We start from the raw sequence: 16,901 nt of genomic DNA on the forward strand, positions 1-16,901 counted from the left end.
CTCAGGGGAACGAGCGCTGCCCCCGCAGGCCGGGAGTGTTCGGGCGGGGGCGGGGCGCCGGCTGGTCGCGGCGCGGCGAGATGAGCGAGGCGGCCAGCGCCTTGTTGACCGCGTCGATCCGGGAGACCGCGCCGAGCTTGGTGAAGATGTTGTGCAGGTGCCGCTTGATCGTCGCCTCGGTGAGCGTGAGCCGGGTGGCGATCTGGTAGTTGCTCAGCGCCTGGGCGGCGAGTTCGAGGATCTCCCGCTCCCTGTCGGTCAGCACCACCTTCGACCCGCCGCCCTGCACCTGCGCGAAGGAGTCGCGCGAGACGGCGAGCACGAGCCGGTCGGGCTCGTTCCTGACGCTCCTGACGGCCGAGATCAGCTCCTGGCGGTGCACGCTCTTGAGCAGGTAGCCGCGGATGCCCGCCGCGAGCAGGCGGCTCAGCAGCTGCGGGCCGTCGTACATGCTGAGGATGATGATCTGGGACTCGGGCGAGATCTCGCGCATGCGGGTCACCGTCTGCGTGGCGTCGTCGCCGGGGATCTCGACGTCGAGGAGGACCACGTCGGGCCGCTCCCGCTCGACCAGGGCCACCGCCCCGTCGGAGTCGCCGGCCTCGCCGACGACCTCGAAGTCCTCCTGGGCCTCGAGGATCTCGCGCAGGCCCTCCCGGAACAGCGCGTGGTCGTCGATGACGGCGATACTGATCATGTTGTCCGTTCCGGTCATGCGGTGAGCCCTGGAAAGGGCACGTACAGTTCGACGTGGGTGCCGTGGCCCGGCCTGCTCGTGATGGTGGTCGTCCCTCCGATGATCGCGGCCCGTTCCTGCATCGACATCAGGCCCACCCCGTCCGACCGGCCGCTTCCTTCGGCGAAGCCCATGCCGTCGTCCTCCACCGACGCCCGCAGTTCGTGGGGGGCGAAGTCGATCCGGATCAGCACCTTGGCGGGGTTGCCGTGCTTGAGCGCGTTCCTGGTCGCCTCACGCAGGATGAGGAAGGACTCGTCGCGCACGGCGGGGGAGGCCCACGTCTCGTCCCCGCTGACCCGCAGCCGGATGTCCACCTCGTCCATGTCCACGGTCTCGAGGTAGTACAGCAGGGCCTTCTCCAGGCTGTTGAGCGGCTCCTGCGGGTGCAGGTCGCTGGTGACCGCGCGCAGGTTCTGCATGGTCTCCAGGATGGCCTGCTGGGCGGTCTCCACTTTGGCGGTCGCCGTCGCCGGCTTGCTCGCCCGGTGCAGGTCGTACAGCTCCAGTTGCCGGTGGGCGACGCTGAGGCCGTGCCCGAGCCGGTCGTGCAGTTCGCGGGCGATCCGGCGGCGCTCCTCGACCTGGGCCTCGTGGACCTTGTCGAGCAGGAAACTGGAGTAGCTGGCCGAGGCCTCCCTGATCCGTGTCGTGATGCTGCGCTCCAGCCCGAGCACGACCAGTGTGAGCAGCCGCATCGACTCGGCATCGCCGGGCATGCGCTCCAGCAGGCAGGTCACGACCGCCTGGAACCACACCGACGCCGCGCGGAGCGACTCGTCCGGATGAACCCCGCTCGCCGCCCTGGTCGCCCCCACCTCCCACGCGATCATCTTGTGGGAGTCGCCCACCTTGATGCTGCCGGCCCGCAGCGTCTCCGCGACGTCGTCGAGGATCTGCTCCGCGTTCGCCAGCGCCTGCCGCAGGGCGATCGGGTCGCGGCTGATCGGGCTGTCCAGTGCCGCCAGGTTCCGTGCGTACGCTTCCAGAATCTCGGAGCGATGCGCTTCGAGGAAACCCTCGAAGTCCGGGACCGCCGGTCCCAGTTCTCCATCTCCCGCCAATGGACCCTCCGAGAGGAAGCGGACGAGTGCCCTCCATCCTGGACTAAGCCGCACGCCCAGACAATAAGAATTGTGACACCAGCGGGAGAAGAACAGCCAAATGCACAGCGTATTGCGTCGTCATGAACGCCCGGTAGGGCAGGCGGCGGCGCACCCGGGACCCCCGGGAAAGCGGAGTAAGAGTGACGACGGTGAGCAGCGCGGCGCCGGTGAGCATCACGGCCGGCGCCATGCCGAGCGGCACCCGCAATAGCAGCGCGACCGCGCAGAAAGCGAGCGCGACGGAGGCGGCGACCGCCGACAGCAGCAGCCTGACCGGCCATTCTCCGCGGCTCACCGCGAACGTCGCCCGCCCGGCGGAGCGGTCGCCCGCGATGTCCGGCAGGTCCTTCGCCGGCGTTCCGACCAGGCCCATCCACAGCGACGCCGCGACGGCGAACGCGGGCAGCGCGATCATCTCGCGCCCGCCGGGGCCGGTCCCGTAAGAGGCGTATCCCGCGCAGTAGGAGAGCAGGCCGGACACGCCGCCGACCACGACCGTGGCGCTGGACCACTTCTTGAGCTGGAAGGGCGGCGCCGAGTAGAGGTAGCCGAGCACGAGCACCGCCGTGACCAGCCAGATCATCGCGCCGCCGAGCAGCAGCGCGCCGAGCAGGGCGGCCGCGGCGGCGGTCCAGGCGACGATCCAGGCCAGTTCGGGGTCGAGGTCGCCGCGGGCGATCGGCCGGCGCGAGCCGTTCACGCGGTCCTCCCGCACGTCCGTCACGCCGTTGAACAGGTAGACGAAGAAGATCGCGCACTGCCACACCAGGGCGCCCGCCAGCAGGCGGAACGGGTCGGCGGGGGCGAGTCCGGCGTCCACGGCCGCGCCGGCGGCGAACCGCAGGAAGAAGATGGCCAGAACGGACGGGCGCGCCTCGGTCACGCACATTCCGAAGATTCGGAAAGGCGGAATCGAAATGGCTGGGAACGCTGCTCTGCTCATCGACATGACCCGGAGTATGTGTCCGATTCAGGGGGTCGTTAAGAGGGCCGCCCGGGAGGTTGTACCGGGCCTACAACTTTCGATACCCCTACCGATCGTCCGGGTGATGCCGGGCGCACTCTAGTTGCTTCTCCCTTGCCCCTTGACCAGGGCGCTTGTAGCTTCGGCAACGTGCCGGTCAGCGAATCGCCGGAAATTCGGACGGCCTTCCGGAAGGAAGTCGGCGGGATTCGCGGACAGCTTTTCGGAAAACGGTCGGTCGCGAATTCGGTGACATGGTCGCCGATGAGAAAGGAATTCCTCATGAGCAGCTCTCCTTCCCGTTACTCGGCCTTCACCCCCGTCCGCCTGGCGGACCGGCGCTGGCCGGACCGGACGATCGAGGCCGCCCCGCGATGGCTGTCCACCGACCTGCGCGACGGCAACCAGTCGCTGGTCAACCCGATGAGCCCGGAGCGCAAGCTGGCGATGTTCGACCTCCTCGTACGGATGGGCTACAAGGAGATCGAGGTCGGATTCCCGGTGGCGAGCCAGGACGACCACGACTTCGTGCGCATGCTCATCGAGCAGGACCGGATCCCCGACGACGTGCGGATCTCGGTTCTGGTGCAGGCGAGGGACGAGCTGATCCGGCGGACCGTGGAGAGCCTGGCCGGCGCCCCCCGGGCCAACATCCACCTCTACAACGCGACGGCCCCGCTCTTCCGCCGGGTGGTCTTCGGCATGACCCGCGACGAGTGCAGGGACCTCGCCGTCGAGGGCACCCGCCTGATGATGAAGTACGCCGAGGCGACCCTCGGCGACTGCGACCTGGGGTTCCAGTATTCGCCCGAGCTGTTCAACGAGACCGAGCCCGAGTTCGCCCTCGAGGTCTGCGAGGCGGTCATGGACGTGTGGCAGCCGGAGGAGGGCCGGGAGATCATCCTCAACTTCCCGACGACGGTGGAGCGGTCGCTCCCGCACGTCTTCGCCGACCAGATCGAGTGGCTCGACCGCAACCTGCCGCGCCGCGAGCACGTCTGCCTGTCGATCCACCCGCACAACGACCGGGGCACCGGCGTGGCCGCCTCCGAGCTGGCGCTGCTGGCCGGCGCGCAGCGGATCGAGGGCTGCCTGTTCGGCAACGGCGAGCGGGCCGGCAACGTCTGCCTGGTCACGCTCGGCCTGAACATGTACACCCACGGCGTCGACCCCGGCATCGACTTCTCCGACATCACCGAGATCCGCCGCACCGTCGAGTACTGCAACGAGATGCAGGTCAGCCCCCGCCACCCGTACGGCGGCGACCTCGTCTACACGGCCTTCTCCGGCTCCCACCAGGACGCCATCAAAAAGGGCTTCGACGCGCTGGCCGTGGAGGCGGGCGAGGCCGGCGTGGGCGTGGACGACCTGCCGTGGCGGATGCCGTACCTGCCGATCGACCCCAAGGACGTCGGCCGCACGTACGAGGCCGTGGTGCGCATCAACAGCCAGTCGGGCAAGGGAGGCGTGGCCTACATCCTGAGCGCCTGGCACGGGCTGAACCTGCCCAAGAACCTGCAGGCGGAGTTCGCCCGCGTCGTGCAGGCCCACGCGGACGGCTCGGGCGGGGAGATCACCCCGGCCGTCGTCCGCGATCTGTTCGACGAGGAGTACCTGTCGCGGACCGAGATCACCGTACCGCTCGGGCTCGGCGGCCGGCCGCTGCAGACCACGTTGTACGTCGACGGCGCGCGCTTCGACGTCGCCGGGCCGCGGGCCGACGCCATCCGCACCCTGGGCGCCCGGCTGGCGGTCTGGAACGTGGACGTGCAGATGGTCCACCGCACCGGCGTGGAGGCCGCGGCCGGGAGCGCGGAGGACCGGGAGGTCGCGGTCTACGCCGAGTGTGTGATCGACGGGCGGCAGGTCTGGGGGGTGGGCCTCGACCACGACGTGGTCGCCGCGTCCTTCGCCGCCGTCCGCTCGGCGCTGGCCCGCGCGGGTGAAACGGATGGGGAAGGCGCGGGGGAGCGGGCCGGCGAGAGCGTTTCCGCGCGAATGACGCTGGTCGGCTGAACGCTGCTCAACACTGAAGCTTTACAGAAGTCACGGCAATTGTGAACCGGCCGCGCGGCGAGAATCGAACGGAATTCGGGAGGCTCATTATGGCCCTGGTGGAGCGGGAAGAGGTGTTGGCCTCCCTTGAGGACATGCTGGCCGACGCCGTCACCGGCAGAGGAAAGATCGCCATCGTCGGCGGGCCCGTCGCGACGGGGAAGACCGCACTGCTCAACACTCTGGTCGAGGACGCGCTGGAGCACGGCGCCCTGCCGCTGACCGCGACCTGCTCGCAGGCGGAGTCGGGACTTGCACTGGCCGTGCTGTCGCAGATCCTGCACAACGCGCCGCTCACCCCCGACGAGGAGGAGCGCACCCGCAACCTGCTGCACGAGGGCGCCCGCTGCGCCATGTCGGCCGACCCGCTGGCCGACTACGTCGACCAGGTGGACGCCCACATCGTGCACGCCCTGTGCATGGTGCTGCTCGAACTCGCCGAGCGGCACCCCCTCATGATCGTGGTGGACGACATCCAGCACGCCGACCGCGCCTCGCAGCTCTGCCTGGCCTACCTCGCCCGCAGGCTGCGCTTCGCCCACATCCTGGCGATCTTCAGCCAGTCGGAGGAGTCGTGGAACGCCCCGACGCTGTTCCAGACCGAACTGCTGCGCCAGCCGCACTGCCGCCGCCTCCCGCTGTCGGCCCTGTCCCGCGAGGGCGTCGAGATCATGGCCGCCGACATCGTCGGTGACGACGTCGCCCGGCGGCTCGCCGCGGACTGGCACGCGGTCAGCGGCGGCAACCCGCTGCTCGTGGGCGCGCTCATCGAGGACCACCTCGCCGCGGCCGACGCCGGAGGCGCCACGGCCGAGACCGAGGCGGACGCGGGGATCGACGAGATCGTCGCGGGCGACGCCTACCGCCAGGCGGTGCAGTCGTGCCTGCGCCGCGGGCACCCGCTCGCGGCCCGCGTCGCGCGGGGCCTGGCGGTCGCCGCCGACCCCGGCCACCTCGACCGGCTGCTCGACCTCGACGCCGGCGTCGTCGTCCAGGCGCTCAACGCGCTGCACAACGCCGGGCTGGTCGGCGCCGACCTGCACCTGCGCCACCCCCAGGCGCGCGCCGCCGTGCTCGCCGACCTCGACCGGCACGAGCGGACGGACCTGCACCGCAGGGCCGCCGAGCTGGCGTACGGCCAGGGCGCACCGGCCGCCGTGATCGCCGAGCACCTGCTGGCCGCCTCGCACAACGGGGGGCCCTGGGCCGTGCCGATCCTGGAGGAGGCGGCCAGGCAGGCGCTCAGCGAGGGACGCGTTGAGCCCGCCGTCGACTACCTGCGGCTGGCCGACGGCGCGTGCACCGACGACCAGCGCCGGGCCACCATCAAGACGACTCTGGTGCGGGCGGAGTGGCGGCTCAACCCGAGCGCTCCCGCGGCCCACCTCGACGAGCTCACCGACGCCATGCACCGCGGCCACCTGCGCGGCTCCGACGCGGTCGTGCTGGCCAAGGCGCTGCTGTGGCACGGCCGCTTCGACGACGCCCGCGACGTGCTCGACCACCTGGGCAGGATCGGCTCGATCATGGACGCGGAGACCGTGGCCGAGATCCGCGCCGCCCGGCCGTGGCTGCGCTGCTCCTACACTCCGTTCCTCGCGCACATCCCGAGGGTCACCGACATGAGCACGCAGGCGCCGCCGTCCGCGCCGGTCATCGGCAGGCTGGAGGCCGCCACCGCGCTCGCGGCGGTGCTGACCAAGGGCCCGCACCCCCAGACGCTGGCCGACGTGGAGCGCATCCTGCGCGGCTCCCGCCTCGACGACATGTCGATGGACGCCGTCGAGTGCGCCCTGCTCGCGCTGATCTACGGCGAGCGGCCCGACCTGGCGGCGCCCTGGTGCGACCTGTTCTTCGAGGAGGCCGCCAGCCGCCGGGCCCCCAGCAGGCAGGCCCGCCTCGCGGCGCTGCGCGCCGAGATCAGCCTGCGGCAGGGCGACCTGGAGGGCGCCGAGGGCCTCGCCCAGATGGCCGTACGGCTCATCCCGCCGACGAGCTGGGGAGTCGCGGTCGGCGCCCCGCTGTCGGTGCTGCTGACGGCGGTGACCGCGATGGGCCGGCTGGACGAGGCCGTGCAACTGGTGAACCAGCCGGTGCCCGAGGCCATGCTCCAGACCCGGTACGGCCTGCACTATCTGAACGCGCGGGGCCGCTACCACCTGGCGACGGGCGACCTCGGCATGGCGCTGCGCGACTTCCAGACCTGCGGCGAGCTGATGGGCTCCTGGAGCCTCGACTCGCCCGGACTGGTCTCCTGGCGGACGGGCGCGGCCGAGGCGCTGATCGGCATGGGCCGCCCGGAGCGGGCCCGGCCGCTGCTGGACGAGCACGTGGCGCGCTGCGCCCCCGGGCCGGTGCGCGCCCGTGGGACCGGTCTGCGGCTGACGGCCGCGGCGAGCGAGCCCAAGCAGCGTCCCCCGATGCTGCGCCGCGCCGCCGACATGCTCCAGGCGAGCGGCGACCAGTACGAGCTGGCCCGGGCCCTGGTCGATCTGGCCGACGCCTACCAGGCGGTGGGAGAGCTGCGCCGCGCCCGTACGGTCGCCAGGCAGGCCCAGCGGATCGCGGAGGAGTGCGAGGCCGTCCCGCTGGTCAACGCGCTCACCCAGGGCGCTCCCGCGCAGCCGGCCGAACCGCCCCGCACGGACAGCGGCCCGGGGACGCTGAGCGAAGCCGAGCGCCGGGTGGCCTCGCTCGCTGCGGTCGGATACACCAACCGCGAGATCGCCGACAAGCTGTACATCACGGTCAGCACGGTCGAGCAGCACCTGACCCGGATCTACCGCAAGCTCAACGTCACCCGCCGTTCCGACCTGCCCGCCAGCCTCGAGTTCAGCACCTCCGCCTGAGACAGCTCCCCGATCTGGGCCGGCCGGGAATCCCCGGCGGTCCACTCCCCTGACTGGAAGGTGAACGCGCATGACTCGGACGAGCGTCACCCCTGCCGTCACATCCGCCGTCACATCCGCCGCCGCACCCGTCACCACACCGGCGGGCCGCCTCACGGCGGCCCAGGGCGCCGCCATGTACGTCGGCGCGGTGCTCGGCACAGGAGTCATCGCCCTGCCCGCGCTCGCTGCCCAGGCGGCCGGGCCGGCGTCGCTGCTGGCCTGGCTCGGCCTGGTCGTGCTGTCCGCCCCGCTTGCCGCGGCCTTCGCCGCGCTCGGCGCGCGCCACCCGGACTCCGGCGGCGTGTCGACCTACGCCCGCCTCGCCTTCGGGGACCGGGCCGCGGTCGTCGTCGGCTGGTGCTTCTACTTCGCGATCCCGCCGAGCGCCGCCGCCGCGGCACTGTTCGGCGGCGAGTACGTCGCCGCCGCGGTGGGCGGCGGGACCGGCACCGCGACGCTGACGGCGGCGGGGCTGATGGCGATCGTGACCGTGTCGAACGCCTCAGGGCTGCGGGTGACCGGCCGGGTCCAGCTCGGGCTGCCGGGCTGCTCGTCGCGCTGCTCGTGGTCGCCGTCGCGCTGTCGCTCCCGCACGCCGACGTGGCCAACCTGCGGCCGTTCGCCCCGCACGGCTGGACGGCCGTCGCCCCGGCGGCGGCCCTGCTGGTGTGGAGCTTCGCCGGCTGGGAGGCGATCACGCACCTCGCCGCCGACTTTCGCAGGCCCGCCAGGGACCTGCCCAGGGCCGCCGCGGCCGCCGTCGTGCTGGTCGGCGTGCTGTACCTGTCGGTCGCCTTCGCCACCGTCGCCGTCCTCGGCCCGGCCGCCGGGAGCGCCCGGGCGCCCCTCGGCGACCTGCTGGCCCTCGGTCTCGGCGGCAACGCCCGGCTGCTCGCCGCCGTCGCCGCGCTGCTGCTGACGCTCGGCGCGATGAACGCGTACTGGGCCGGGGCGGCCAAGCTCGGCGCGGCCCTCGGCCGCGACGGCGCCCTGCCCGGCTGGCTCTCCCGCGGCAGCGTCGCCGGGGAGGTGCCCCGGCGCAGCCTCGCGGTCGTCGCCGTGCTGTCCTTCCTGGCGCTCGCCGTCGTGTACGCGGCGGGGACGGGCATCCGTCCGCTGGTGCTGATGACCAACGGATCGTTCGTGGTGGTCTACGCGATCGGCGTGGCGGCCGCCATCCGGCTGCTGCCGCGCGGCCGGGCCAGGGCCGCCGCCCTGCTCGCGCTCGTGGCGGTCGCCCTGCTGGTCGCCGCGTCGGGCGTCTATCTCGTCTGGCCGCTGCTGGTCGGCGGCGCCGCCCTGGCGTACGCCCGGTTCACCCGCCGGAGGCGGGCCATCCCGGCGGAAGATTGACGAAAGTCAATGGTCACCGGCGACTTTCCGCGACTGCCCGCCGTGCCGTCCGGTCCCTAGGTTCGAGGGGCCGGACGGACCGGCAGGACGCAGCACGGAGGGGAACCGGTGGGCAACGAGATCGAGGACGTCCCGGACATCAGCGCCGAGTGGTATCGGGAGGTCACCGCGTTCGCCCTGCACACCCCCGCATGGGTGCGCGACGCGGCGGAGATCGCGACGGACGCCGTCCCCGCGATCCTCTTGGCGTTCCTCGTCTTCGGCTGGTGGCGGGCGCGGCGGCAGGACGACCGCAGGATGGCGCTCGCCCTGCTCGCACCGGTCGCGGTGGTGACGGCCTACCTCGCGAGTGAGGGCGTCAAGAGCGTCCTGCGGCTGCGCCGCCCCTGCTGGGACATGACCGACGTGGTCACCGTGGCGCACTGCCCGCCGTACGGCGACTGGTCGCTGCCGAGCAACCACGCGACCTTCGCCGCGGCGGCGGCCGTCGCGCTGGTCGCCCTGTGGCGCGGCGCGGCGGTGGTGGCGCCGGTGCTCGCGCTGCTGGAGGCGTTCTCCAGGGTCTTCGTCGGCGTCCACTACCCCCACGACGTGGCGGCGGGGCTGCTGTTCGGCGCGCTGATCGCGCCGCTGGTCCTGCTGGCCCTGCGGAGTCCCGCGACCGCCCTGGTCGCCGCGATGCGGCGGCGCCCGGCGCTGGCGGCGGTGCTGACTACCGCCCGCCCGCCAGTCCCGCCTCGTGGGCGATGACCGCCGCCCGCACCCGGTTGGGCACGCCAAGCTTGCCCATGATCGTGCTCACGTAGGTTTTGACGCTGCCCTCGGCGAGGTGCAGGCGGGCGGCGATGCCCGCGTTCGACATGCCCTCGCCGACCAGGGCGAGCACCTCGCGCTCCCGGGTGGTCAGCGCCGCGACCTGTTCGCGGGCCGCGGCCGAGCGCGACAGCCGGTCGCCGGCGAGCCCCCGGATGACCCGTGCGGCCACCGGCGGCGACAGGTACGCCCCGCCCTCGGCCGCCGCCCGCACCCCCAGGGGGAACTCGCGCGGATCGCCGGTCTTCAGCAGGAACCCCGCCGCGCCGTCGCCCAGCGCCCGCGCGACGTAGGCGTCCTCGCCGAAGGACGTCATGATCAGTACGGCGGTGCCGGGGGGCGGTCCTGCGCACCTCGGCCGCGGCGGCCAGCCCGTCCAGGCCGGGCATGCGGATGTCGACGAGCGCGACGTCGGGCCGGTGCGCCAGGACGGCGTCCACCAGTTCACGCCCGTCGGCGGCCTCGGCGACCACGTCGATGTCCGGGTCCGTCGCCAGGATCGCCCGCACCCCGGCCCGGATCACCGGTTCGTCGTCGGCCAGGACCACCCGGATCGCGTGCACGCCTCGATGGTACGGAACCACCGGGATTGTCCCGGGCGCCGCTCAGGCGGGCAGGAAAGCCTTGCCGACCAGCCGGCCCCCGGCGAAGCACAGCCGGTAGAGCTTCAACTCGGCGAACGGCTCGGGGCTTGCGCTGTAGTAGCGGCACCGGGCGCCCGGCGGGATCGGCGGCTCGGGCCACGATGGTTGGTCGACCCTGGTCCTGGCCGGCAGCACCGCCGCCACCTCCCGCTCGGCCTGCCCGACCCGCAGCTTCGCGAACTCGGCCGGCGGCAGGACAGAGGTGGCCGCCTCGTAGACCGTGAACCCCAGCACGAACGCGACGACGCCGGCCGCCGCGGCGAGGGAGACCAGCGCCGCGGCCATCCGCGTACGGCGCACCCGCCGCCGGGCCAGCGCCAGATCCAGCTCCACCGGCCGCGGCGCAACCCCGGGGCCGTCGTGCTCGGCCCCGGCGAACTCGGAGACGAGGAACTCGGCCGGCACGGCACCGGCGGGCCGGGCGGCGGTGTGCGGCAGCCGTACGGTCAGGGTGAATCCGCCGCCGGCGGGGCCGCTCTCCAGGGACCCGCCCTGCAGCCGGACCCGCTCCGCCAATGCCCGCAGTCCGTGTCCGCCCGTCACGCCGCGGCCCGGCTCGTGCGGCGCGGCGTTGGCGACGGTGACCACGGTCTCGCCCGGTGAGTGCGCGAGCCGTACGGTGACCGGGGCGCCGGGCGCGTGCTTGGCGGCGTTGGTCAGCCCCTCCCGGACGGCCCGCCGCACGGTGGCGAGCGCCGGCGCGGGGATGCGCGCCTCCTCCTGCGCGCCGTGCAGGGTGACCGGCATTCCCGCGGCCGCGGCGCGCCGGACCAGTTCGCCCACGCTCTCCTCGGGCGGATCCGCGTACGTCGGGTCCTGGTCGACGTGCCGGGGCCGTCGCCGTCCCTGAGCACGGCGACGATGTCGCGCAGGCGCTCCGACGCGGCCGTGACCGCCTCGCGGGCCTCGCCCGCCGCCCGGCGCCGGCTCTCGGGGAGGTCGGCGGCGACCTCCAGGGCGCCGATCCGCAGCGCGACCAGGCTCAGGTCGTGACCGAGCAGATCGTGCATCTGCCTCGCGATGGCCGCCCGCTCCCGCAGCCTCGCCTGCTCGGCGAGCATCCGCCGCTCGCGCTCCAGATGCCCGGCGCGTTCCCAGCCCGCCCTGGTCAGGGCCAGGCTCTGGTGCCTCGCGTGGCCCGCGAGCCACGGGACGAGTCCGAACAGCGCGATGCCCGTGACGGCGAAGAACCACGCGCCCAGATCCCACTGCGCCGCGAGAAGCCACCGTACGAACGGGACGACGACCGCGGCGACGACCGCGGCGGCCGACAGGCCGAGCAGGGCGGGCCGGGCCCGCTCCATGCGCACCCCGGCCAGGTAGCTCATCACCGCCAGGGCCGGGAAGAAGACGGTGGGGTCGCCCCGCACGGCCACCGAGCCCGCCCACAGCGCGGCCGTGACGAGCATCGCCCCCAGCGGCCGGGGCCGGGCGAGCGCGACGGCGACGCCGGTCACCACCAGGCCCGCGATCACCTCGGGCGAGGTGTACCCGTCGGCCAGGGTGGTCGTGAGGCCCGCCCACAACGCCGGCAGGCCGAGGACGGCCCAGAGGACGGCACAGAGCAGGACGTCCTTGAGGTATGCCGCTTTCCTCCCCACTCAGGCAACGGTATCCGCGGGTCGCGGACCCGGACGAATCCGTGCAGCGTCCGGGCGCTGGAGTGGCCGGACAGGGACATCAGCATCGGCGCGGACCAGCCGTCCTCGCGAGGTGGGCCAGGCGCGAGTGGCGCAGGTGGTGCAGCGTGTAGCCGCCGCCCTCCGGGTCGAGGTCCCGGGTGGCCCGTTTGAACAGGTACTCCGCCCGCTCGTACGACAGCCGGCCCCGGCCCGTGTGCGGGCACAGGTCGGCCGCCGCCGGCATGCGGCCCGGCCCCGGCCTGCGGTCGGCGAGGAACAGCGGGCCCCGGCGGCGGTCCCCGACGAGGAGGGGCAGGAGCGCTGCCGTGCCGGACTGCCAGTGCAGCCAGTGCCGCCTGCCCTTCACCTCGCCGCGCATGCCGGGCAGGTCGAGGTGTTCCACGTCGAGCGAGAGCGCCCACTCGGCCGGGGCCGCGCTCTCGTACAGCAGCAGCCACAGCGTGCGCTCGCGCAGCGGGATGTCCGGCCGCTCCCACAGGCTCTCCAGCCGCGACCGGTCGATGGGGCGGGTGGCGGGCGCGGGGTTCGGGCCGCCGGTCGAGCGGGGGCGGCGAGGTCGGCGCGGCCCCAGCCGCGCTCGGCCGCCCACGTGGCGAACGACCGCAGCGCCGCCCGGTGCCGGTTCCAGGTCGCGCCCGCCGCCGTGCCCCACGCCGTGGCGAAGACCTCGGCGATCCGGTGGGAGGTCACGTCCCGCAGCGGGACGTCCTCGCCGAGGTGCCGGCACAGCCGCGCCAGGGTCTGGTCATAGGAGCGGACGGTGCCGGCGCTCAGACCGGGCCGGGCGAGGAAGAGCCGCATGGCCTTGCCGAGGGTGACGCCCCCATCCGCCGGTCCGGCCGCCGGTTCGGCCTCCGCGGTCTCCGGTTTGGCCTCCGGTCTGGTCTTGGTGGCCTCCGGTTTGATCTCTTCGTCGGCGCAGGTCGCGGCGCGCCGCAGCAGCACCGCCCGTTCGGCGGTGTTGCGGGTGAGGGAGGCCGCGCGTTCGAACTCCGCCCGGGCCTCGCCGTGCCGGCCGAGCCGGGCCAGCAGGTCCCCGCGTACGGCGGGCAGCAGGTGGTAGCCCTTGAGCGCCGGCTCGCCGGTCAGCGTGTCCACCAGCGTGAGACCGGCGCGCGGCCCGTAGGCCATGGCGAGCGCCACCGCGCGGTTGAGTTGGACGACCGGCGTGGGCAGCACCCTGACGAGGGCCTCATAGAGCGCCGCGATCTGCGGCCAGTCGGTCTCCTCCGGCGTGGCGGCCCGCGCGTGGCAGGCCGCGATGGCCGCCTGCAGCACGTACGGGCCGAGTGGGCCGCCGGCCTGCCGCGCCCGCAGCAGCGCCGCGAAGCCGCGCCGGATCAGCAGCGGGTCCCAGCGCCCCCGGTTCTGCTCGTGCAGCACGACGGGCTCCCCTGACGGACCGGTGCGCGCGGCCGACCGCGACTGCTGGAGTTCCATCAGCGCGACCAGGCCGTGCACCTCGGCCTCGTCCGGGGTCAGTTCGGCCAGGACGCGGCCCAGGCGCAGCGCCTCCAGGCAGAGGGACGGGCGCATCAGGTCGTCGCCCGCCGTCGCCGCGTATCCCTCGTTGAACACGAGATAGATCACTTCGAGCACCGACGACAGCCGGGCCGCCCGTTCCGGCCCGGATGGGACCTCGAAGGGGACCTGCGCGTCGGCGAGCGCCCGCTTGGCCCGCACGATCCGCTGCGCGACGGCGCTCTCGGAGACGAGGAAGGCCCGCGCGATCTCGTCGGTCCGCAGGCCGCCGATGAGCCGCAGCGTGAGCGCGACCCGGGCCTCGGTGGACAGCACCGGGTGACAGGAGACGAACATCAGCCGGAGGACGTCGTCGCCGACCTCCCCGTCGAGCGCGTCCACCACGTCGTCCACGTCACGCTCGCCGTCGTCCGGGCGGGTGGCGAGATCGTGGGCGAGCAACTCCTGCCCGCGGTCCCGCCGCTCCTCCCGGCGCAGGTGGTCGACGGCCCGGCGCTTGGCGACGGCCATGAGCCAGGCGCCCGGGTTGTCCGGGACGCCCGCCTCGGGCCACTGCTCAAGCGCGGCGAGGACGGCGTCCTGCGCCAGTTCCTCCGCCAGGCCGACGTCGCCGACCATCCGCACGAGGCCGGCGACGATCCTGGCGGACTCCATCTTCCAGACCGCGTCCACGACGCGATGGGCGTCCAGGGACGTCATTCGACCGATGACAGCACCGGCCCGCCCGCCGCGCAACCGGGCGCGTACGTCGCCGGGGACGCCTGCGGGCCGGACACCTGCCTGATCACGCCGTCAGCGGGAGCCGGCGCCGGGGCCGTCTTCGGGGCCGAACACCTGCTGGATCGCGCTCTCGCCGTCGCCGACGATCTTCCAGAAGCGGCGGGCCAGCTCCACCGCCTCCTCGCGGGACCGCGCCTCGATCAGGGCGAAGCTGACGATCGCCTCCTTCGCCTCCGTGAAGGGGCCGTCGGTCACGGTGATCTCGCCGCCGGAGGAGACCATCCGCAGGCCGCCCGGCTCCAGCCCGCCGGTGGCAAGCAGCACGCCCGCCCTGGTCATCTCCTCGATGAAGGCGCCCATCTCGGCCATCATCGCCGCGTCCGGCGTCCGGGAGCCGCCCTTGGTGGTCATCAGGAACCGCATCGTCGATCTCCTTCTTTCTGATCCTTCGGCCGGCGGGCCGGTCGCCGGTCCCGCCGTCACCTACACGTCGTACGGGACGAGCCGGACTCGACAGGCTCCGATCCTGACACGTCCTGACCTGGGCCTCTGCCGTGATGTGACAGGGAATGCGCATGTGACAGGGAATGCGCACTCCTGGCCGACGCCGCAGGTGGACGGGGTCGGGCGGCAGGCGGACGGCACGAGTGGGCGCGGATGGTCGAATCGCGCGGCCGCCGTTCGACGCGTCAGCGAGGCCGGCCACCACACCGGCCGGGACCACCGAAGCCCGGACCACCGAAGCCCGGGACACCGAAGAAGGGAACGGCGATGACCGCGACGCAGGACACCACTCAGATCAGCACCCAGATCACCCCGCAGCCGACCGCGCCGCACCCCATGCGGGGCTCGACGCGTGCGCTGCTCACCTGCGCCGTGCTCACCACGCCCGTCTTCGGGGTCGTCTCGCTGACGCAGGCGTTCACCCGCGAGGGGTTCGACCTGCTCCGTCACCCGCTCAGCATGCTCAGCACCGGCGATCTCGGCTGGCTGCAGATCGGCAACTTCTGGATCACCGCCCTCCTGACGGTCGCCGGGGCGATCGGACTGCGCAGGGTCATGCGCGGCACTCCCGGAGGGACGTGGGCGCCGAGGCTGCTGCTCGTCGAGGGCGCCGGACTGGCAGCGGCCGGAGCCTTCAGCATGGACCCGGGGGACGGCTTCCCCGCGGGCACCCCGCTGGGGGCCCCGGCCGGGATGAGCTGGCACGCGATGCTGCACATGGCGGCCGGCTCGGTGGCCTTCACCGCGCTCATCGCGGCCTGCTTCGTCCTCGGCCGGCACTTCGCCCGTGCGGGGCGGGCCGGGCACGCGGTCGCCTCCCGTCTCGGCGGCCTGGCTCTCCTGCTGGGCAACGGATGGGCGATGTCCGGCGGGCGGGCCGGTTCCCTCACCCTGTGCGTCGGGGTGCTGGTCGCCATGGCCTGGGTCTCGGTGGTCGCCGCGGCCAAGCGCGCGGACCTCATGGGCGACGCCGGCGCATTCGACACTGCGCGACGCTGACCCGCTCGACGGGGAAACCGTGCAGGGCTCCTGGTGTCGCGTAAATCACTGGGAGCTCTGCGAGGTCCGGTGATACGTTCGGCGTCGCCGTGCGTCGCCGCGACCCGAGGAGGTGAGACCGATCAACGCTGTGACAGGTCGGGGCTCCCTCCGTCGCATGGCCTAGGGAGCGCCCGCAGAAGGCATCCCGAAAGGCGTGAAACGCTTTGCGCTTCATCTCCCGGACGTCGTCGGACGGCGTCACAGAACAGCTGTTCACCCTCGGTGAGGTCCCCGGTGTGCTGTGGACGCCGGAAGGCGCCGCCGGGGCTCGTCCCCTGATCCTGATAGGTCACGGCGGCGGGCAGCACAAGAAGGCCCCCGGCGTCGTGGCCCGCGCGCGCCGCCTCGTCACCGAGGGCGGTTTCGCGGCGGTCGCGGTCGATGCGCCCAACCACGGCGATCGGCCGAAAACCGAGGAGTTCGCCCGGGTCGCGGCCGGGTTGCGGGCGGGCATGGCCGCGGGTGAGGACCTCGCCCCGCATCTCGCCACCATGCATGCGTTCCTGGCCGGCCACGCCGTACCGGAATGGCAGGCGGTCCTGACCGCGGTGCAGGAACTCGACGTCGTCGGCGCCGGCCCGGTGGGCTACTGGGGCATGTCGATGGGCTGCGGGCTCGGCGTCCCCTTCGTCGCCGCGGAACCCCGGGTCCGCGCGGCGGTGCTGGGCCTGCTCGGCGTGGACGGGCTGGCCGAGACCGCCGCCCGGGTCACCGTCCCGGTGCGGTTCCTGCTCCAGTGGGACGACGACCTGGTGCCGCGGGCCCAGGGCCTGGCGCTGTTCGACGCCCTGGGGTCGGCCGACAAGACGCTGCACGCCAATCCCGGCAAGCATGGGGAGATCCCCGAGTTCGAGACCGACAGCTCGCTGCGGTTCTTCGCGCGGCACCTCGGTTAGGGCCTGTAGGGCGTTCGGACAAGCCGATTCCACGGAGCCCTGGGCACCTCACC

At 73.3% G+C, this 16,901-nt stretch carries 14 protein-coding genes and 3 pseudogenes; 7 read left to right on the top strand and 10 right to left on the bottom strand.

All coding sequences use genetic code 11. From position 1 onward, the window contains the following. Window position 1 precedes the first annotated feature (1 nt). Genes B1L11_RS11030 through B1L11_RS11040 form a run of 3 tightly spaced genes read right to left on the bottom strand, consistent with a single transcriptional unit; the run spans window position 2 to window position 2,725 of the window. Complete coding sequence (locus B1L11_RS11030; protein WP_079314382.1) at window positions 2–715, bottom strand: response regulator transcription factor; 714 nt, start codon at window positions 713–715, stop codon at window positions 2–4. Further along, complete coding sequence (locus B1L11_RS11035) at window positions 712–1,800, bottom strand: sensor histidine kinase (RefSeq protein WP_079314383.1); 1,089 nt, start codon at window positions 1,798–1,800, stop codon at window positions 712–714. The genes B1L11_RS11030 and B1L11_RS11035 overlap by 4 nt, the downstream gene beginning before the upstream one ends. Window positions 1,801–1,843: 43 nt before the next feature. After that, window positions 1,844–2,725 carry a UbiA family prenyltransferase gene (locus B1L11_RS11040; RefSeq protein WP_179155082.1) on the bottom strand — a complete coding sequence of 294 codons (882 nt, stop codon included), beginning with the start codon at window positions 2,723–2,725 and terminating at the stop codon, window positions 1,844–1,846. Between the two features lie 363 nt (window positions 2,726–3,088). Here B1L11_RS11040 and leuA point away from each other — a divergent pair, with 363 nt between their 5' ends. The 3 genes and pseudogenes from leuA to B1L11_RS54720 all read left to right on the top strand — a co-directional run. Next, the gene (leuA, locus tag B1L11_RS11045) at window positions 3,089–4,822 is read left to right on the top strand and encodes a 2-isopropylmalate synthase (protein ID WP_079314385.1); all 1,734 of its coding nucleotides are present in this window, start codon (window positions 3,089–3,091) and stop codon (window positions 4,820–4,822) included. Between the two features lie 89 nt (window positions 4,823–4,911). Next, a complete protein-coding gene (locus tag B1L11_RS11050; RefSeq protein ID WP_079314386.1) occupies window positions 4,912–7,710 on the top strand; it encodes an AAA family ATPase in 2,799 nt (932 codons plus the stop codon). Between the two features lie 175 nt (window positions 7,711–7,885). After that, window positions 7,886–8,230, top strand: a pseudogene (locus B1L11_RS54720) (amino acid permease); the annotation flags it as partial. Here the strand turns inward: B1L11_RS54720 and B1L11_RS48055 are convergent. After that, window positions 8,116–8,346, bottom strand: coding sequence for a hypothetical protein (locus tag B1L11_RS48055; RefSeq protein ID WP_218671035.1), 231 nt, complete (start codon window positions 8,344–8,346; stop codon window positions 8,116–8,118). The pseudogene B1L11_RS54720 and the gene B1L11_RS48055 sit on opposite strands and share 115 nt — an antisense overlap. Between B1L11_RS48055 and B1L11_RS48060 the strand changes: the two genes are divergently transcribed. Together B1L11_RS48060 and B1L11_RS11060 are read left to right on the top strand one after the other, a co-directional pair. Further along, window positions 8,317–9,105: an amino acid permease gene (locus tag B1L11_RS48060; protein WP_256862411.1), complete on the top strand. Its 789-nt coding sequence runs from the start codon at window positions 8,317–8,319 to the stop codon at window positions 9,103–9,105. The two genes, B1L11_RS48055 and B1L11_RS48060, sit on opposite strands and share 30 nt — an antisense overlap. Window positions 9,106–9,213: 108 nt before the next feature. Then, complete coding sequence (locus B1L11_RS11060; RefSeq protein WP_079314387.1) at window positions 9,214–9,855, top strand: phosphatase PAP2 family protein; 642 nt, start codon at window positions 9,214–9,216, stop codon at window positions 9,853–9,855. Here the strand turns inward: B1L11_RS11060 and B1L11_RS11065 are convergent. The 6 genes and pseudogenes from B1L11_RS11065 to B1L11_RS11080 all read right to left on the bottom strand — a co-directional run bounded on the left by B1L11_RS11065 (window position 9,818) and on the right by B1L11_RS11080 (window position 14,830). Next, window positions 9,818–10,472: pseudogene (locus B1L11_RS11065) on the bottom strand (response regulator). The gene B1L11_RS11060 and the pseudogene B1L11_RS11065 overlap by 38 nt on opposite strands. A gap of 746 nt (window positions 10,473–11,218) precedes the next feature. Further along, the gene (locus B1L11_RS48065; protein ID WP_218671026.1) at window positions 11,219–12,163 is read right to left on the bottom strand and encodes a sensor histidine kinase; all 945 of its coding nucleotides are present in this window, start codon (window positions 12,161–12,163) and stop codon (window positions 11,219–11,221) included. 79 nt (window positions 12,164–12,242) lie between these two features. Then, a complete protein-coding gene (locus tag B1L11_RS48070; RefSeq protein WP_218671027.1) occupies window positions 12,243–12,587 on the bottom strand; it encodes a hypothetical protein in 345 nt (114 codons plus the stop codon). After that, window positions 12,548–13,006, bottom strand: a complete 459-nt coding sequence (locus tag B1L11_RS54725; RefSeq protein WP_256862420.1) for a site-specific integrase — start codon at window positions 13,004–13,006, stop codon at window positions 12,548–12,550. The genes B1L11_RS48070 and B1L11_RS54725 overlap by 40 nt, the downstream gene beginning before the upstream one ends. Window positions 13,007–13,117: 111 nt before the next feature. Beyond that, window positions 13,118–14,386 (bottom strand): annotated as a pseudogene (locus B1L11_RS11075) (RNA polymerase sigma factor); the annotation flags it as partial. Window positions 14,387–14,479: 93 nt separating this feature from the next. Beyond that, complete coding sequence (locus B1L11_RS11080; RefSeq protein ID WP_079314388.1) at window positions 14,480–14,830, bottom strand: YciI family protein; 351 nt, start codon at window positions 14,828–14,830, stop codon at window positions 14,480–14,482. 348 nt (window positions 14,831–15,178) lie between these two features. Between B1L11_RS11080 and B1L11_RS11085 the strand changes: the two genes are divergently transcribed. Next, a complete protein-coding gene (locus B1L11_RS11085; protein WP_256862412.1) occupies window positions 15,179–15,910 on the top strand; it encodes a DUF998 domain-containing protein in 732 nt (243 codons plus the stop codon). 206 nt (window positions 15,911–16,116) lie between these two features. Next, on the top strand, window positions 16,117–16,848 hold the full coding sequence (locus tag B1L11_RS11090; protein ID WP_079314389.1) for a dienelactone hydrolase family protein: 732 nt from the start codon (window positions 16,117–16,119) through the stop codon (window positions 16,846–16,848). The last annotated feature ends 53 nt before the right edge of the window (window positions 16,849–16,901 follow it).

Origin of the sequence: Microbispora sp. GKU 823, assembly GCF_002027145.1 — a bacterium.
Classification (GTDB): Bacteria; Actinomycetota; Actinomycetes; order Streptosporangiales; family Streptosporangiaceae; genus Microbispora; species Microbispora siamensis.